This window comes from Lactobacillus sp. ESL0684 (genome assembly GCF_029392675.1).
Lineage (GTDB): Bacteria > Bacillota > Bacilli > Lactobacillales > Lactobacillaceae > Lactobacillus.
In genome coordinates this window covers 1,597,569-1,615,230 of record NZ_CP113941.1, presented here as the reverse complement: position 1 = coordinate 1,615,230, position 17,662 = coordinate 1,597,569, and the positions used below count along the sequence as shown (strand labels likewise).

The 17,662-nt window shown below is 36.0% G+C and carries 15 protein-coding genes; 12 read left to right on the top strand and 3 right to left on the bottom strand.

What is annotated here, in order from left to right; all coding sequences use genetic code 11:
- Positions 1 to 13 precede the first annotated feature (13 nt).
- On the bottom strand, positions 14 to 1,096 hold the full coding sequence (locus OZX56_RS07870) for a GntR family transcriptional regulator (protein WP_277139505.1): 1,083 nt from the start codon (positions 1,094 to 1,096) through the stop codon (positions 14 to 16).
- 322 nt (positions 1,097 to 1,418) lie between these two features.
- Here OZX56_RS07870 and OZX56_RS07865 point away from each other — a divergent pair, with 322 nt between their 5' ends.
- The 4 genes from OZX56_RS07865 (at position 1,419) to araA (ending at position 6,670) form a co-directional block, all read left to right on the top strand.
- Positions 1,419 to 2,807: a sugar porter family MFS transporter gene (locus tag OZX56_RS07865; RefSeq protein WP_277140369.1), complete on the top strand. Its 1,389-nt coding sequence runs from the start codon at positions 1,419 to 1,421 to the stop codon at positions 2,805 to 2,807.
- A 24-nt stretch (positions 2,808 to 2,831) separates the two neighbouring features.
- Complete coding sequence (locus tag OZX56_RS07860; RefSeq protein ID WP_277125749.1) at positions 2,832 to 4,436, top strand: FGGY-family carbohydrate kinase; 1,605 nt, start codon at positions 2,832 to 2,834, stop codon at positions 4,434 to 4,436.
- A gap of 1 nt (position 4,437) precedes the next feature.
- Entirely contained in the window at positions 4,438 to 5,172 is a 735-nt protein-coding gene (locus OZX56_RS07855) for an L-ribulose-5-phosphate 4-epimerase (RefSeq protein WP_277139504.1), read from the top strand.
- A 73-nt stretch (positions 5,173 to 5,245) separates the two neighbouring features.
- Positions 5,246 to 6,670 (top strand): L-arabinose isomerase, encoded by a 1,425-nt coding sequence (araA, locus tag OZX56_RS07850; RefSeq protein ID WP_277139503.1) that lies wholly within the window; start codon positions 5,246 to 5,248, stop codon positions 6,668 to 6,670.
- Between the two features lie 68 nt (positions 6,671 to 6,738).
- On the opposite strand, the gene OZX56_RS07845 is transcribed toward araA, so the two are convergent.
- Positions 6,739 to 7,656 carry a LysR family transcriptional regulator gene (locus tag OZX56_RS07845; protein WP_277139502.1) on the bottom strand — a complete coding sequence of 306 codons (918 nt, stop codon included), beginning with the start codon at positions 7,654 to 7,656 and terminating at the stop codon, positions 6,739 to 6,741.
- A 110-nt stretch (positions 7,657 to 7,766) separates the two neighbouring features.
- Between OZX56_RS07845 and OZX56_RS07840 the strand changes: the two genes are divergently transcribed.
- Complete coding sequence (locus OZX56_RS07840) at positions 7,767 to 9,593, top strand: FAD-binding protein (protein WP_277139501.1); 1,827 nt, start codon at positions 7,767 to 7,769, stop codon at positions 9,591 to 9,593.
- Between the two features lie 68 nt (positions 9,594 to 9,661).
- On the opposite strand, the gene OZX56_RS07835 is transcribed toward OZX56_RS07840, so the two are convergent.
- A complete protein-coding gene (locus OZX56_RS07835; protein WP_277139500.1) occupies positions 9,662 to 10,519 on the bottom strand; it encodes an NAD(P)H-binding protein in 858 nt (285 codons plus the stop codon).
- 135 nt (positions 10,520 to 10,654) lie between these two features.
- Between OZX56_RS07835 and OZX56_RS07830 the strand changes: the two genes are divergently transcribed.
- The 7 genes from OZX56_RS07830 to OZX56_RS07800 all read left to right on the top strand — a co-directional run bounded on the left by OZX56_RS07830 (position 10,655) and on the right by OZX56_RS07800 (position 17,638).
- On the top strand, positions 10,655 to 11,122 hold the full coding sequence (locus tag OZX56_RS07830) for an Rrf2 family transcriptional regulator (protein WP_277139499.1): 468 nt from the start codon (positions 10,655 to 10,657) through the stop codon (positions 11,120 to 11,122).
- 178 nt (positions 11,123 to 11,300) lie between these two features.
- Positions 11,301 to 13,985: a sigma 54-interacting transcriptional regulator gene (locus OZX56_RS07825; RefSeq protein WP_277139498.1), complete on the top strand. Its 2,685-nt coding sequence runs from the start codon at positions 11,301 to 11,303 to the stop codon at positions 13,983 to 13,985.
- Positions 13,986 to 14,058: 73 nt separating this feature from the next.
- The gene (locus OZX56_RS07820) at positions 14,059 to 14,472 is read left to right on the top strand and encodes a PTS mannose transporter subunit IIA (RefSeq protein ID WP_277125760.1); all 414 of its coding nucleotides are present in this window, start codon (positions 14,059 to 14,061) and stop codon (positions 14,470 to 14,472) included.
- A complete protein-coding gene (locus OZX56_RS07815; RefSeq protein WP_277139497.1) occupies positions 14,472 to 14,954 on the top strand; it encodes a PTS sugar transporter subunit IIB in 483 nt (160 codons plus the stop codon). The genes OZX56_RS07820 and OZX56_RS07815 overlap by 1 nt, the downstream gene beginning before the upstream one ends.
- A gap of 4 nt (positions 14,955 to 14,958) precedes the next feature.
- Positions 14,959 to 15,762, top strand: coding sequence for a PTS sugar transporter subunit IIC (locus OZX56_RS07810; RefSeq protein WP_277139496.1), 804 nt, complete (start codon positions 14,959 to 14,961; stop codon positions 15,760 to 15,762).
- Entirely contained in the window at positions 15,755 to 16,564 is an 810-nt protein-coding gene (locus OZX56_RS07805; protein ID WP_277139495.1) for a PTS system mannose/fructose/sorbose family transporter subunit IID, read from the top strand. The genes OZX56_RS07810 and OZX56_RS07805 overlap by 8 nt, the downstream gene beginning before the upstream one ends.
- Before the next feature lie 15 nt (positions 16,565 to 16,579).
- Positions 16,580 to 17,638, top strand: coding sequence for an SIS domain-containing protein (locus OZX56_RS07800; protein WP_277125764.1), 1,059 nt, complete (start codon positions 16,580 to 16,582; stop codon positions 17,636 to 17,638).
- Positions 17,639 to 17,662 lie beyond the last annotated feature (24 nt).

The window sequence follows — 17,662 nt, the reverse complement described above, 5'->3', positions numbered from 1 at the left end:
TGGCCTTTTTAAATTATCTAACTGGTACATCAACGGACGTACGGATTTTCATTTTTGGCTGATGAACGATTGAATTAAACTTTTGTCCTTGAATCAATTTCAAAATTCCACGGCCAGCTTCTTTCCCAACGGTAGTGCGTTCGTAATTCATGGTAGTTATGCTTGGCGTTAAATAAGCCGCAGAATCAAAATCGTCGAAACCGACTAATGAGATATTATGAGGAACATTAATTTTTCTTTTTCTTAGCATATCAAGTACTTGAACGGCCAAGCTATCGTTATAACAGGCAATAGCGGTTGGTAAAGAATCAGTACTTTTCAGATACAAATCAATTTTCTTGCTAATAGTTTGAAAGGAGTCATGTGAACTATACATGATAATATTACTATTAGATAAATTAGCATTACTTTCTTGATATGCTTGAGCAAAACCCTCCATACGATGAACTCCTTGGAGATCATCAACTTGAAAAATACCCAAAATATACCGATGGCCTAAATCAAGCAGATATTTAATTAGTTTCTTTTCAGCAGAGCGATCATCATTAGTAATTGATGGAAATTTCAAGCCGGAATATTCAGCGTTAATAAAAAGTAATGGAATTTTGCTTTTGGCGATTCGCTGATAGATATCAAGATTGGGACTAGGTTTTGCGCTTTCGCTAGGCTCGATAATTAGACCAGCAACTTGTGAATCAAGCAATTTAATTAAGCTTTCACGTTCTTTTTCAGGATGATTATGAGTATTGGCTAACAAGAGTGAGTATTCTTGTTCACCAATCTCTGCATCGATTTGAGAAATGATTTTTGGAAAAATATAATCAGCAATGTGTGTGCAGATTAACCCAATAGTTTTGCTTTCTGGGTTAACCTGCCATTTTTTATTCCAATCTTGAATAAACATCCCGCTACCCTGAACTTTGTAAATTAAATGTTCGTTTTGTAGTTCAGTTAGAGCCTTGCGAACCGCATAGCGTGACATGTCAAAGCGTGACATTAATTCATTTTCTGTTGGGAGCTTTTGATTAACTTTGAAGTTGCCAAAAGTTATTTCTTTTTTTATTTTTTCTTTGATTATGAGATAGTCGCTTTTCATTTAGTTTTCTTTCAAAATTTATTCGATTATATTTTTATGAATAACTTGATTAGGTTTGAATCTTTTGTTTTGTCGCTTTTAATAGATTAAATAACCTATATTACCAATAATTATAGCACATATGTGATTGAAAAATTGGTTAAGTAAATACTCTAAAAAAATAAATAAAATTTTTAAGTTTAATAAAATACAGGTTTTAAAAGAATTTAAAATATTTATTTTTGCAAAAATCATTCGAATGAATTTTTGCTGCTATTGTAAATCATGATGAATAAATGTACTATGAAATCGATTACAAAAAACAGAACTTTGTAGTAGGAGGATAGTTTTGGTCGAACAAAAAAATAAGAAAATATCTAGTAACTATGTTTACTTTTTTGGTTCTTTTGGTGGGATTTTATTTGGTTATGATATAGGAGTGATGACTGGTGCATTGCCTTTCTTACAAAATGATTGGAATCTGACTAATGCCACAATCGTTGGTTGGATTACGTCTGCAGTTATGTTTGGTGCAATTTTTGGTGGATCTGTAGCTGGTCAATTGTCTGATAAATTGGGTAGAAGAAAAATGATTTTAATTTCAGCAGTTATCTTTGCCTTATTCTCTATTATGTCGATGTTATCACCAAATAATGGTTCAACTTATTTAATAATTATCAGAGTTTTATTAGGTTTAGCAGTAGGTGCAGCATCAGCACTAGTTCCAGCTTATATGTCAGAGATGGCCCCTGCTAATGCTCGTGGAAGTTTGTCTGGTTTGAATCAAACGATGATAACTTCTGGAATGCTTTTGTCATATATTATGGACTTTTTATTAAAGGGATTGCCGGAACCTTGGAATTGGCGTTTGATGTTGGGTCTGGCTGCAGTTCCAGCAGTTATCTTATTTTTAGGAGTTCTGCGTTTACCAGAGTCACCACGATTTTTAATTAAACATGGTAAGGAGGCACAAGCTCGTCAAGTTCTGTCATATATCAGAAAAAATGATGAAGAAATTTCAACAGAAATAAATGAAATCAAGCTAGCAGCTGAGCAAGAAAATTCAGCATCTGAAAAAACCACTTGGGGTTCGTTATTTAGTAGCAAGTATCGTTACTTAGTGATAGCTGGTGTCGGTGTAGCAGCTTTCCAACAATTCCAAGGCGCTAATGCGATATTTTACTATATTCCATTAATTGTTGAAAAGGCTACTGGTAGTAAGGCGAGTTCTGCTTTAATGTGGCCGATTATTCAAGGAATAATTCTAGTGACTGGCTCTCTAGTTTACATTGCTATTGCTGAAAAGTTTAATCGGCGTACGCTATTAATCTTAGGTGGCACAGTAATGGGACTTTCATTCTTATTGCCATCTGTAATTAATATTATTAATCCACATGCTAACCCAATAATGATCGTAGTCTTTTTATGTATCTATGTTGCATTCTATTCGTTTACATGGGCGCCATTAACTTGGGTATTAGTTGGAGAAATATTTCCGTTAGCAATCCGTGGACGGGCTTCTGGCCTAGCGTCATCGCTTAACTGGGTTGGTTCCTGGGCAGTAGGATTATTGTTTCCAATGATGACAGCTTCTATGTCACAAGAAATGGTTTTTGGCATTTTTGGCGTTATCTGTATTTTAGGAGTTTTGTTTGTTAAATTCTTTGTGCCAGAAACTAAGGGTCATACTTTAGAAGAAATTGAAGAAGCAGGAACAAATCACAATAAGTGAGTTTTGAGTTATAGAGGTGGTCTAGTGAATATCACAGAAACGGCTGAATTAATTCAGTCAGGTAAAACGGCTTTAGGAATTGAATTTGGGTCGACTCAGATTAAAGCTGTATTAATTGATGATAGCTTTAAGCCAATTGCAACGGGAACATTTCAATGGGAAAACAGTTTAAAGGATGGTATATGGAGCTATACCGATGATGAGATTTGGACTGGATTAAGACAAAGTTATGCGCAACTAGCTGCAGATGTTAATGGTAAGTACCATGTTAAGCTGAAAAAGATTGGCGCAATAGGAATTAGTGCAATGATGCATGGTTATCTTGTCTTTGATCAAGATGATCAGCTACTTGTTCCATTTAGAACGTGGCGTAATACGACTACGGCCGATGCAGCAGCTGAACTAACCGAACTATTTAATTTCAACATACCACTTCGTTGGAGTGTAGCACATTTATATCACGCAATCTTACAGGATGAAGAGCATGTCAAAGATATCGCATATATGACGACATTAGCGGGGTATGTTCATTGGCAACTATCTGGTGAAAAAAATATTGGAGTTGGTGATGCCTCTGGAATGTTTCCAGTGGATGCAAGTGCTCATTTCGATAGTGAGAAAATTGAGCAATTTAACCTTTTGCCAGCAGTTAAAAAATATTCGTGGCAAATTGAAGACATCTTACCAGAAGTGTTAACTGCAGGTCAGGTAGCTGGGCACTTAACAGCTAAAGGTGCAAAATTATTGGATCCTACTGGGACTCTTGAGCCAGGTAGTATCATGGCACCTCCTGAAGGTGATGCTGGTACGGGGATGATTAGTACCAATAGTGTTCGAGTTAGAACTGGGAATATCTCTGTTGGCACGTCAGAATTTTCAATGGTTGTTTTGGATCAAGCCTTGCAAAAAGTTCATCAAGATATTGATGTAGTAGCTACACCAGCCGGGTTACCTGTGGCAATGGTTCATGTTAATAATTGTTCGTCTGATATTAATGCCTGGTCAGATATTTTTAAGGAATTTGCTGAGCGACTGGGCAAAAATCTCAGTCCAGAAGAACTCTACAGTACGTTATTTTTGGCAACGACTAAGTCGGATCCAGACGCTGGCAAGATCGTTAATTATGGCTATTTTTCTGGGGAACCGGTAACTAAAACTGCTGAGGGTCGGCCAATGCTAGTCAGAACGCCTAACAGCCATTTTAATTTAGGCAATTTCATGCTAGCACAACTTTATTCGGCCTATGCGCCATTAAAGATAGGAATGGACGTTCTAACTAAAGAAGAAAACGTTAAAACTGATGTCATGATTGCTCAAGGAGGATTATTTAAGACACCTGTTGTCGGTCAACAAACTTTAGCTAATGTTTTAGATTTGCCGATTTCTGTCATGGTCAATGCCAGTGTAGGTGGACCGTGGGGAATGGCAGTTTTAGCTCAATATAGTGAGTCTACTACGACTAAAAATTTAGCAGATTTTCTTGATAGTGAAGTATTTATTAATTCGGAAACAATGACTTTGAGTCCAGAAGCAGACGGAGTTAAAGGTGCTAACAGCTATCTTGAACGCTATCAAAAGGCATTAAAGCTTGAGAATCAAGCAGATATTTTAGAAGACGAGGTGAATTAGTATGTTGGAAAAGTTAAAAGAGGAAGTTTACCAAGCTAATATGCAATTGCCAAAACTAGATTTAGTGACTTTTACTTGGGGAAATGTGTCGGGAATTGATCGTGTCAGTGGCTTGTTTGTGATTAAACCATCAGGTGTTGCATACGAAGAACTGAAGCCGGCCGACTTGGTAGTGGTGAACTTAAAAGGTGAGGTTGTTGAAGGTGAACTTAATCCTTCCAGTGATACACCAACGCACACGGTTTTATATAACGAATTTCCCAAAATTGGTGGGATAGTTCACACGCATTCACCTTGGGCAGTCTCGTTTGCGGCTGCCAAAATGGATATTCCAGCGATGAACACGACTCATGCCGATACCTTTTATAATGCTATTCCAGCAGCGGATGCTTTAACTGAGGCAGAGATTACAGAAGATTATGAAGTAAATACTGGGAAGGCAATTGTTAGAACTTTTCAAGAGCGCGGTCTTGATTATGCAGCAACACCAGGAGCACTAGTTAGTCAACATGGGCCGTTTTGTTGGGGAGAAGATCCAGCAAAAGCAGTTTATAATGCCAAGGTTTTAGAAGTTGTAGCTCAAGAAGATTATCACACTTTGCAATTAACTAGGGCAGATAGTCAATTGCCCCAATATTTATTAGATAAGCATTATTATCGCAAGCATGGTCAGAATGCTTATTATGGGCAAAATAGTGCAGCATCAAAAACTCATGCTAAAAAGACTAGGAAGTGATGTCTCAATTAGATACCATAGCTAAACTATAAAATTATTATTTATGTAAATTTTTAAATAAGGAGAAACACTAATGTTATCAATACCTAAATATGAGTTCTGGTTTGTTTCAGGAAGTCAACACCTATATGGTGAAGAAACTTTAAAAGAAGTGGCAGAAAATTCTAAGAAAATTGTTGCTGGTTTAAATGAAAAGGGCAATTTGCCGTATAAAATTGTCTTCAAAGAAGTCTTAACTACTGCGGATGAAATCACTAAGTTCATGAAGGAAGCTAATTATAATGATAATGTAGCTGGTGTGATTACTTGGATGCATACTTTTTCACCAGCTAAAAACTGGATTCGTGGCACACAATTATTACAGAAACCATTGTTGCACTTTGCTACGCAATATTTAGATTATATTCCGTATGATACCATGGATTTTGACTATATGAACTTGAATCAAAGTGCGCACGGTGATCGAGAATATGGTTATATCAATGCACGTTTGCAGAAGCATAATAAAGTTATTTATGGACACTGGCAAGATTCTGAAGTGCAGAGACAAATTGCTGATTGGGAAGACGTTGCGGTTGCATACGACGAATCATTTAAGACTAAAATTTGCCGCTTCGGTGATAATATGCGTAGTGTGGCTGTTACCGAAGGTGACAAAATTCAAGCACAAATTCAATTGGGGTGGACAGTTGACTACTATGGTATCGGTGATTTAGTTGCTGAAATGAACAAGATAAAAGAGTCAGAAATTGACGACCAATATGCTGACTTAGAGTCAAAATATATTATGGTTCAAGGTAATCAAAGTAAAGAAGAATTTCAAGCAACTGTGCGTTATCAACTGAAACAGTATATTGCTATGAAGAAGTTCCTTGAGCGTGGCGGATATACTGCTTTTACGTCAAACTTTGAAGATTTACATGGTATGGAACAATTACAAGGTTTATCTGCACAATTGCTAATGCGTGATGGTTATGGCTTTGCTGGTGAAGGTGATTGGAAGACTGCTGGTTTATTACGGATTTTTAAGATCATGACCCATAATACTAAGACAGCTTTTATGGAAGACTATACTTTGGATTTGCGTCCAGGCCACGAAGCGATTCTTGGTTCCCACATGCTGGAAGTTGATCCTTCAATTGCCTCTGAAAAGCCACGTGTTGAAGTTCATCCACTTGATATTGGTGGCAAAGCAGATCCTGCACGGCTTGTTTTTTCAGGTGATGAAGGGGATGCAATTGATGTTACTCTCGCAGATTTTCGCGATAACTTTAAGTTGGTAACCTATCCTGTTGATGCTCATAAAGCAGAAAAGGATACACCTAATTTACCTGTTGCTAAACAGATGTGGACTCCAAAACCAGGACTCAAGAATGGAGCGACTAAGTGGATTGAGGCTGGTGGTGGTCACCATACAGTTATGTCGTTTGCAGCAACTGAAGAACAAGTTCGTGATTTAGCAACACTTTATGGTGTTGAGCTATGTGATATTAACTAAAAAGATTTACAATAAGACACTTGCTCTAAATAAAGCCTCGAATTAAAATTCAGGGTTTTATTATGCAATTATAAAGATAAAATTTTGTTGGTAAAATCTTTCTTAATAATGTTACTCGCATAGGTAATTTCTTTTCCCAGTTTTCTATTTCGACTTATTGATAAAGAAAAGTTAATGCACACTTTATCTATAGGCAATTTGATATAGTTTATATTTTTACAATTTGAACTTCTAATGGCCTTGATACTAGTGGTCATGTTACCTAAACCTAAGGCTGCTAGTTTGAATGCAGTTGTTGAATCTCGTACGTGAATACTGGGATAAAACTGAATGCCAATGTCATTAAAATAGTTATTGATAATATTTTGATAACGGATTTCACTATCAACAACAATGAACTTTTCATGATTTAGTTTTTGAAAAATAGTTGGTTTAAAAAGTATCTCTGTCCTATCAGCGCGATATAGATGTGAATTCTTATCTAACACTAAAATTTGTTGGTCTGAATGCAATGGATAATTTTCTACATGGGGCAGTTGTACTGTGTTACCAACAAATAGATCTAGTTGACCATCTTTAAAGGCCTTTTCCGCGTTAGTGGTACTAAATTCAACGGTATTTGTTCTTAAATTAGGAAATTTATTGAATAATTGTGGTAAAACAGTTAAGTTGAAATTTTCTCCTAAGGGAGGGGTAATGCCCATGCGCAACGTTGGAAAAGTATTTTGTTCGTATTCTTCCATCTCACTTTCAAGCTGATTCTGTAATTGAAAATCTTTGCGTAAGTAATTAATTAGGAGATGTCCAGCAGGAGTCAATTCAATTGGGCGTGTGCTCCTTTTGACAAGGATAACATTGTATTTGTTCTCATATTTTTTAATTAAGCGGCTGATATAGGGTTGACTCAAGTATAATTTTTGAGCTGCTGCTGAAATAGAGTCACTATTTTCAAGAGTTTCTAAGATAATTAGTAATTGACGATTCATAACTATACCTATTTTGTAATAGTAATTTTAATAATTAAGCATTTCACATACTGATAATTATAGTGTTTAATGAAACCGTAAACAATAGTTTTTTAGTAGGAGGTTAAGTTATGACTAATGATCAAAAATTTCAATGGGATGCAGTCTATGATGTTGCAGTCTTAGGATTTGGTGGAGCTGGTGCCACTGCTGCGAGATTTGCGGCAGATAGTGGAGCTAAAGTTCTGTTAGTAGACAGTGCACCAGAAGGCCATGAGGGTGGTAATACTCGGTATTCAGGTCAAATGGTTGGTGCAGGAACAGACTATGAGGGGTTGAAAAATTATCACGAACATTTGGCAGCTCCATTAAAGCCGGATAAGGCTACCTTTGATACTTTTGTTGAAGGCATGGCTAATATGGGAGATTACTTTAAAAAGTATCTGGATGTTGAGCCGGTAAGTATGAAAAAGCTGTTGGCTGGAACACCATCAACTGCTTATGTAACTGAATATCCAGAAATGCCAGATGCTGATTCATATGATGCCTATTTAGTCCATGAGGATATTGATGATGCAGCATTGTGGAAAATTTTACGACAAAAAGTCTTGGATCGTAGTGATCAAATTGATGTTTGGTACGCTTCACCAGCTAAGCATTTAATTCAAGATAGTACTACTAAGACAGTAATTGGTGTACAAATTGAGCGTGACCACGTTTTGCGTAATATTAAGGTACAAAATGGTGTAGTATTGGCAGTTGGTGGCTTTGAAAATAATAAAGAAATGATTCAGAGTTTCTTACAATCACCATATTTATCACCAATTGGTACCTTATACAATAAAGGTGATGGCATTAAAATGCTAGAAGAAGTGAATGCGCAGTTATGGAATATGCGTTCATTTGAATCACTAGGTCAATTCCATGGTTTGTCTGTTCGTCAAGCTGAAGGGAAACGTTCAACGTATGCTCTCAATGTCTTTTGGCAAGAAAGCTCTAGTGGTAGTGTGGTCGTTGTTGGTGATGATGGTACACGGTACTTTAATGAAGCCGAAATGAATCGACATGGCCATATCTATAATCATGGAAACTGGGTGGTACCATTAAATCAAGAGCGACCATACATGATTTTTGATCAGCAAAAATATGATGAACTTAAGAATGAGCCAGATGATGGACTTAAAGTTCCTGGTTTCTTAGATCACGCGATCGAAGCTGAAACAATCACTGAATTGGCTCAAAAGATCGATAAAGATCCAGCAACAATTAAAAATACGATCACTGAATTTGATTTTATGGCACAACAAGGCAAGGACTATGCATTTCACCGTGACCCAGCAACTTTACGTAAGTTTAGTGCTAATGGTCCATATTATGCAATTGCGTTAAGACAGAATATGCTTAATACTCAAGGTGGGGGTCGCCGCGATGAACATTCACAGGTTCTTGATCCAGACGGTAAGCCAATTCCGCATTTATATGAAGCTGGTGAGTTAGGCGCACCGTTTGTTAATAAATATACAACTGGTGGCAATGTTGCAGATTGTTTGATCTCTGGCAAAATTGCTGGTGAAAATGCAGCTGCTACTAAACAAGCTTTACCTGTATTTGGTGGACAAAATCTGAATGAAGCAACGATTAATGAAAACTTCGATGCTAAGAGTGATGAAGCTGGCGATCAATATCCAACAGCTGGTAATCAATATCTTGGTTATAGTAATCAGGGTATGGGAGATGGAGTTGTTGTCAGAACCACTGTTAAAGATGATGGTAAGATTGAAAATATCGAAATTCTTAAGCAGACTGAAAGTGATGATTATGGACTCAAAGCTGTTAAAGAGTTACCACAAAAAATGATTGCGGCTAATACTTATGACGTTGATGCAGTTTCTGGTGCTTCACAAACTAGCAAAGCTATTAAAGAAGCTGTTAAAGATTCATTAGATAAGATAAAATAATTTATACTAAAAAGTCCTAATCGGCTATTAAGCAATGATTAGGACTTTTGCATTTTTAAGACTGCTAATTAGCTGACAAATAATTCCTTTACGGCATCTTCAATTGGAGTTAATGGATGACCTAAATACTTGATCATGTCATCAGTCTCGATTGCTAAACTACCACTTTTAACAATTTCTTGTGATGAGGCTGAAAATTCAGCTGCATTTTTTGGCAAGTCAGCATTATCTTCCAAAAACTTAGCAGATGCTTGTGCATCAGTAGCATTAATTGCTAACTTCTTATCAGTTACGTTAGCCAGTGCATCAGCTAATTGGTGGTATGTAAGTAGTGGACCGCCAACTTCTAAAATACTAGGGAAGTTAAACTTGCCAGAAACTGCACGGGCTCCGATTTCTGCAAATTCACGTTTCAAACCCCAACCAGCTTTACCATCGCCACCAGCATGAACGAATCTTTCGGTCTTCAAAGCTGCAGCAACTAAACTAGCTTCATTTTCTAGATACCAGTTATTACGAAGAAAAGTGTGTTCAATGCCACTGGCAAGAATTAATTTTTCAGTATAAGCATGATCTACTGCTAGTGGGCTAGTTGAAGTGTCAGCTTCACCGAAACTAGTATAGGCAATATAAGATATACCATTCTTTTGTGCAGCAGCAATAATATTCTGATGTTGTGCCTGGCGCTTGTCAATTTCACTACTAGAAACAAAGAGCAGTCGGGTAACCCCTTGAAAAGCAGTATTCAATGTTTGTGGATCATCATAATTGGCAATTCTAACTGCAACTCCTTGGTCTTCCAGTTTTTGCGCTTTTTCTTGATTTCTAGCCAATGCGATAATCTCGTTTTTGGGAACTAATTGCAATAATTTTTTCAAAGCGTAGTTACCATATCCACCGGTTGCACCTGTAATTAAAATTTTCATCGTCATTTTTCTCCTGCTCACTGATAATGTTAAAACCTGTATATTTTAAAAATACAGGTTTAGAATAATCCTTTGAGTTATAATAGTCAAGAAGCTTTAGTTATAAAATTATCAAAGTTAAGGAGCAGATCAGCTATGAGTAATTCTATCCAGTTGAGTGATACAATTCATATCATTTCCTACATAGCTATTTACCAAGATACTGACTGGGTATCCAGTGTTAAAATTGCAGAAAGCGTTCAAACCAATCCTTCTAACGTACGCAAGATTATGGGAAATTTAAGAAGAGCCGGATTAATTACGACTAGTAATGGTCGTTCAAGCCCGGAATTGACACGATTAGCTACTAAAATTACGCTTTATGATATTTATCAAGCAACCGATCATCAATACTTATTTCAGATCGATGCCAAAACTGAACCTAAGTGTGTTGTTGGTGGTAATATTCAAACAATTCTAACCACAGAATATCAAAAATTACAGATAGCAGTTGAGACCGAAATGAAAAAAATCATGTTGGCAGATATTTTGGATAAACTTGCCCAAAGTGAATTAAAGCTAGACCGCGGTAACCAAGAGATTGTAAAACGTTTTTGTAAATAATTAAAATTCGAAAGCCAGAAGTTATGCTGAAAAGCATGACTTCTGGCTTTTTTAACGAAAAAATAAAAGTAGCGATTGTGATAGGACTACTCAACTGGTTTATTCTTAGGCTTATATTTTTAAAAAATAATTAAAACTAAATGTGCTATTATTTATTAATACGGAGGATGAAAACGGTATGGAAAATCAAGCGATAAATATCCTGCAATTAATAAAAGAACAAACAACCAAATTTATGAAGGACTATGACCTTGAGCAAGCACCAACGACATCTTTGATTGCTAAGAAAGTTGGTCAAGATCGATCAGTGATTAGTAAAAGGTTGAATGAATTATACAGAAGCAATGAATTAATCAAGATTAATACTAGACCGGTAATTTATCTAAGGTTAGTTAGTATGACGAATACCAATCATACCTATTCTAGCATTGCCGAATTTAGGAATGAACATCAGAATCTAATTTGGGAGCAAATTATCGGATGGAACGGTAGCTTAAAAGAAGTGATTGAACAATTAAAGGCAGCGTTAATCTATCCACCTGCTGGTTTGCCAGCAATTATTTTCGGGGAATCTGGTACGGGAAAAACTTTTTTGGTTAAAAAGCTGTTTGATTATGGCAAAGATCAAGAAATTTTAAAAAATGAGTCTAAATTGGTAGTAATTAACTGTGCTCAATATGCAGATAATCCAGAATTATTATCTAGTGTGTTATTTGGTTATGTCAAAGATGCTTTTACTGGTGCCAATGAAGATAAGCCAGGAGCCCTGCAGTCTGCTAATGATGGTATTTTATTTTTGGATGAGGTTCACCGTTTAAGTGTTGAGGGTCAAGAGAAGTTATTTAAATACTTAGATACAGGAACGTTTTCTCCAATTGGTGATGATTCAAAAGAGATTCAGAGTAAAACACGACTCTTTTTTGCTACGACTGAAAAAGAGGAACGTTTTTTAAAAACTTTTTTACGTAGAATTCCGATTAAAATCAAATTACCGCCCTTGCAGCAACGGGGTGCATATGAGCAGCGGATGTTGACTTACGCCTTAATTATTGAGCAAGCCAAAAGAATAAATTGTGAGATTGCGATTTCAAAACAGTGCTTAAGCTTAATTTATCATGGTCACTTTCAAGAAAATGTCGGTCAACTAAAAAATTGTTTGCAAAATATTGTTGCCAAAAAATATAGTAAAGCCCTAGGTAACGATAAATTAGAAATTAAGCTAGGAGATTTACCTAAAGACTTGTTAAAACAGGTCCAAGTACAACATTATTCAATTGCTCAAGGTAAAGAAAAGTTGGTTTTTCATCCAAACGATACACTTAAGACCTTAATCAATTCAGATAATAATGAATTTACTTCTAAGATTAAATTTGCTTGGCAAAACTTGTTAAATTTAGAAGGAAAGCAAGTAAAAGATAAAAAGCGTTACTATCAAGTTGTTCAAAATGCGACGCATAATATTTTATATGCTACTTATAACTTGGAGCGCCCCTTAATTTCTGATTACGCAGAAGTAATAGTTAATATCTTTGAAGTGGCACAGATTGACTCAGTAAGTTTTAAGAACTCTTCAGTTTATGACATAGCTGTCTATCTTTATTGCTTAATGAGAGATGAATTCGAGACTGATTTTAGTGAATTTGATAATTTTACTGGTCTTGAGCAATTGTTTGCGACAGAATTGCAATTAATTGACCAAATTGCCAAGCTATTAGAAATGCGCTTTGAAATTAATTTAACTGCCAGTGATAAATTGTGGTTAGCTATTTTAACTGCTAATGATAATTTAGCCATCTCACCTAAGACTCCGGCAATTATTGTAGCTCATGGTTATGCGACTGCTAGTAGTATAGCGGATACTTGTAATCATTTTTTGCAAAGTAGTGTGTTCACTGCAATCGATCTAAAACCAGATATTTCTCGCTCTGAAATGATTGATAATCTAAAAAAGTTAGTTAAAAGAATTAGTCCACAGTCAGGGCTGATTATTTTAATGGATATGGGGTCATTAGACTCGATTATTGATCCTCTTAAAGCACAATGTGAATGTGATTTGTTAGTAATTAACAATTTTAGTATGGGCTTAGCCTTAGAGATTGGTAATCAGCTGGTTTTACAAAAAGATTTACGAACAATTCAAGGAAAAATTTCGCAAACTACCGTTCAAAGCAGATTGTGTGTTGCACAGACTAAAATAGTTCCTACAATTATTACAACCTGTATGTCTGGCCTAGGTAGTGCTCAACGAATTAAAAAGATTTTAGATCAAAGTTTTTATGACTTGATTGAAGTTCAAATAGAAGCACTTGAATTTAAAGAATTAATCAACTATCAAGAACTAGATTTATTTACTAATCGTAATGTGATTGCAATTGTGGGGATAGATAACCCAGATGTGCCAGAAATACCATATTTTGGTCTGGAAGAGATTATTACTGGAGAAAAAATTCAACCGTTAAAAAATATCTTGCAGCCATTTTCTAATGATAAAAATCTGGATCTGTGGGAGAAACGACTTGTTGAGAACTTTTCGTTAGACAGAATTTTAGATTCACTAACAATTATTTCGCCTGATAAGGTGATGACCATGATTAGTAAGTATCTCAAAGGTGTGCAAACTGACCTGAATGAGCGAATTAGTAATCGTGTCCAAATTTCTTTATATGTACATATTGCCAATATGATCGAAAGAATTATTCGTGGAAATGAGATTGAAAAGTATGATGGTGATAACAGTAAAATTGAGCGAGATCATTACTTTAGTGTTTTAAAAAAATATAATAGTGTGCTGGAGAACGCCTTTTCAATTAATATTAACGATCCTGAAACCGCTTATATTAGAGACATTATTGTCCATGGCTAGCAAAATTCACAGTAGTTGGCACGATATTTGCTAATAAGCTAGTGTAAATAGATTTTGTAAAGGAGGTCATTGTGTGAAAGATATTGTGCTGGCTACTCATGGCAACTTAAGTAGTGAATTTAAGAAAACTGCTGAATTGATCGTGGGTAAGGTACCTAATGTTCATTGTTTTGGTATGACCAAGGAAAAATCAACTGTTCAGGCCAAAGCGGAGCTTGAAGCCATAATAGGTCAGTTTGATGAGAGTAACTTGCTAGTTTTGACCGATTTGTTTGGTGGAAGTGCCAATAATATCTGTACCGAATTATTATTGCAAGGACACAAGTTTACGTTATTAACTGGTCTGAATTTACCAATGTTGCTAACTTTGTTAACTAGTGATTCTGATAATATTACAACTGCAGAATTGGTGCGGCAAATAGTTGCCGCTGCTCAATCAGGAGTGGTTGATGTTAGCAACAGAATAATAGAGGAGAGTGAAAAGTAATGCTCAAGTTAATTAGAGTTGATGAACGCTTGTTACATGGTCAAGTGGCAATTGGTTGGACTTCAAATTCTGGGGCCAATACAATTTTGGTAGCAAATGATGAAGCTCAACAGGATAAGGTTAAAGCTATGGCTTTAGATTTGGCCAAACCAACCGGGGTTAAATTATACATTCGCAGTGTTGAGGAATCAGGACCGATTGTTCAAAAATTCGCGGACGCCAAAAAAGCTCAAGTTTTAGTTTTGGTTAGAACTATTGCTGACGCCTTAAAGTTAATTAAAGGCTCAAATGGTGCCATTAAAAACCTTAATGTCGGCGGAGTTAAATTTGAAGAAGGCAAGAAAAAATTAAATGATTATGTTGCTGTAACTGATCAGGATATTGAAGACTTAAAAGAGATTGAATCAATGGGAGTTGAGCTAGATTTTAGAATGCTGCCTAGAGATAAAAAATTAAGTCTTTCAGATTTACTGAAAGAGTGATGAGATGATACAGGCGTTATTAGTCGGCTTAATTGCCGGTATCGGTATTTTAGATGAACGAGTGTTAGGTGCTACCTTATTTGGTAGACCAATTGTTTTAAGTGTGTTTGTTGGTCTGGCACTTGGGGATGTTAAACAAGGAATTATCATTGGTGCTCAATTGGAACTTATCTGGATGGGAATTGCAGGGATCGGTGCTGCTACTCCACCAGATTATGTTACAGGTGGAGTAATCGGAACTGCTTTAGCAATTATTTCTCATAAGGGAATCGGTGTTGCGTTAACAATAGCAGTTCCTGTAGCAGTACTTGCTTCGTATTTAGGTACTTTGGTTAGAGTTGTTAATTTGTGGTTTTCGCATAAGGCAGATAGGTATGCAGAAACGGCTAACTTTAAAGGCATCAACTTGATGCTGTTATTACCAACTATCTTATTTTTCTTTAGTGCTTTTATTCCAACATTTTTAGCAATGCTTTTGGGAGCATCAAAGATTAATCTAATTATCAATGCGATTCCTAAGATTATTTTAGATGGCTTAACGGTCGCCGGAAATCTTTTACCAGCAGTAGGTTTTGGGCTATTGCTCGATATGTTATTTTCCAAGAAGCTGTTTGTTTTCTTCTTTTTAGGTTTCTTCCTATGTGCATATTTGAAATTAGACATTACGGGTATAGCTTTATTAGCTATTTGTATAGCGATAGTTATTGTCTTATTTGGTGGAAACAAGGGCGGCAATGACAGTTCGCCAGAAACTAAATCAGATAACTCTAAAGATAATTTGACTGAGGGGGAAATTGATTTTGAATAAGAAAAAATTAACCAAAAAAGATTTACGTTCTGTATTTTGGCGCAGTTTTGCATTGCAAGGTGGTTTTAATTATGAGAAGATGCAAAATATTGGCTATGCATATGCCATGGAGCCAGTTATTAAACGCCTGTATTCTGACAAAGATGATCAGGCGTATGCTTTAAAGCGACATTTATCTTTATTTAACTGTACTCCAGCAATGACGCCAATGATTATGGGAATTTCATCAGCAATGGAAGAGCAACATGCTAACAATCCAGAAGCTGTAGACCCAGATTCGATTAACTCGGTTAAGGCAGCTTTGATGGCACCAATGTCAGGGATTGGGGATTCAATTCTTTTTGGTACCTTCAGAGTTATTGCGGCTGGTATTGGGGTATCTTTTGCAAAACAAGGTAATATTTTAGGACCGATTTTATTTTTTGTTCTTTACAATACACCTGCTTTTTTGTTGAGATTCTTTGGATTAAAGTACGGTTATAAATGGGGCATCGAGTCTCTTGATGAAGTGCAAAAAAATGGCGCTATGGATCAGATCATGCAGATTGTTGGAATAATCGGCATGATGGTAGTTGGTGGCATGGTGGCAACTATGTTACCAGTGACAACCCCATTGAAGTTTGCGATGAGTGGTGCAACAGTAAAGGTACAATCGATTTTTAATCAAATTATGCCTAAGATGTTGCCTTTATTAATAACATTATTGGTATTTTGGTTAATCAGAAAAAAGGTAAGTACATCTAAGCTGACTGTTGGTATTTTAGTTTTAGGTATTTTATTACATGTAATTGGGATTTTATAAAGGAGTTACTAAAAAATGAACTTGATTCAACAATATATTTCACAAACACCTGCACAATTACAAAAAATTGTGTCAGGCAGTAAAGAGCTGTTTGCAAGTGTTGCTAACAGGGATATTAAAAGAGTGATCATTACTGGTTCTGGAACTAGTTATCACTCAGGTTTGCAGATGCAGAGTCTAATGCGCAAGCGTGCAGGAATTGAAGTATTGGCATTTTATCCATTTATGTTAACACCAGACTTCTTTATCGGTGATAATTCCCATACTTTAGTAATTGGGATCTCTCAAGGTGGTAGCAGTTTTAGTACCTTCGACGCGATGAAGAACGCCAAGGCAGCTGGTTGTATTATTGGAACCATGGCTGGTGAAAAAGATGCATACATTGATTCCATTGCTGATGAAATAATGACAGTTAATATTGGTGAAGAAAAAGCTGGTGCCAAGACCAAAGGCTATTACGCAACTAAATTGAATTTATTACTTTTAGCTGATTATCTTGGTTTAGCTAATGGTAATTTGCAACAAGCAGATTTTAACCAAGATCTTGAAGACCTCAATAATACAATGAAGCAGTTCCCGCATGCTTATCAACGTGCCTTAGATTGGGTTGAAGAACACAAGGAAAAACTAGCTAAGACTGATAATTTACGTGTGGTTGGCCCAGCTATGTTATACGGAGATGTACTTGAAGGCTCGTTAAAGGTCTTAGAAACTTGCCGCTTACCAATTACTGGGTATGATTTTGATGAATTTATCCATGGAATTTACAATGCAATGAATGAAAAAGCCAGCGTGTTAATCTTGGACAATGGTACTGAGCCTAGATGTAACAAAATGATTGAAGTTTTAGGTGATTGGACAAATAATCTATATTTAGTTGATACTTCAGATGCATACAATGGTAATCATTTCGGCTATGATGTAACTGTGCCAAAAGATTTTGAAACTTTTATTTATCCACTAATTTTACAAGTTATGGCTTCTATCGTTTCACCAGAAATGGGCTTTGATCCTAACTCTCCAAAGGATCCTAATTTCCACATGAAGTTAGGTAGTAAGAAATTTAATGGTTAAACTAACTAATTAAACTTAAACTCC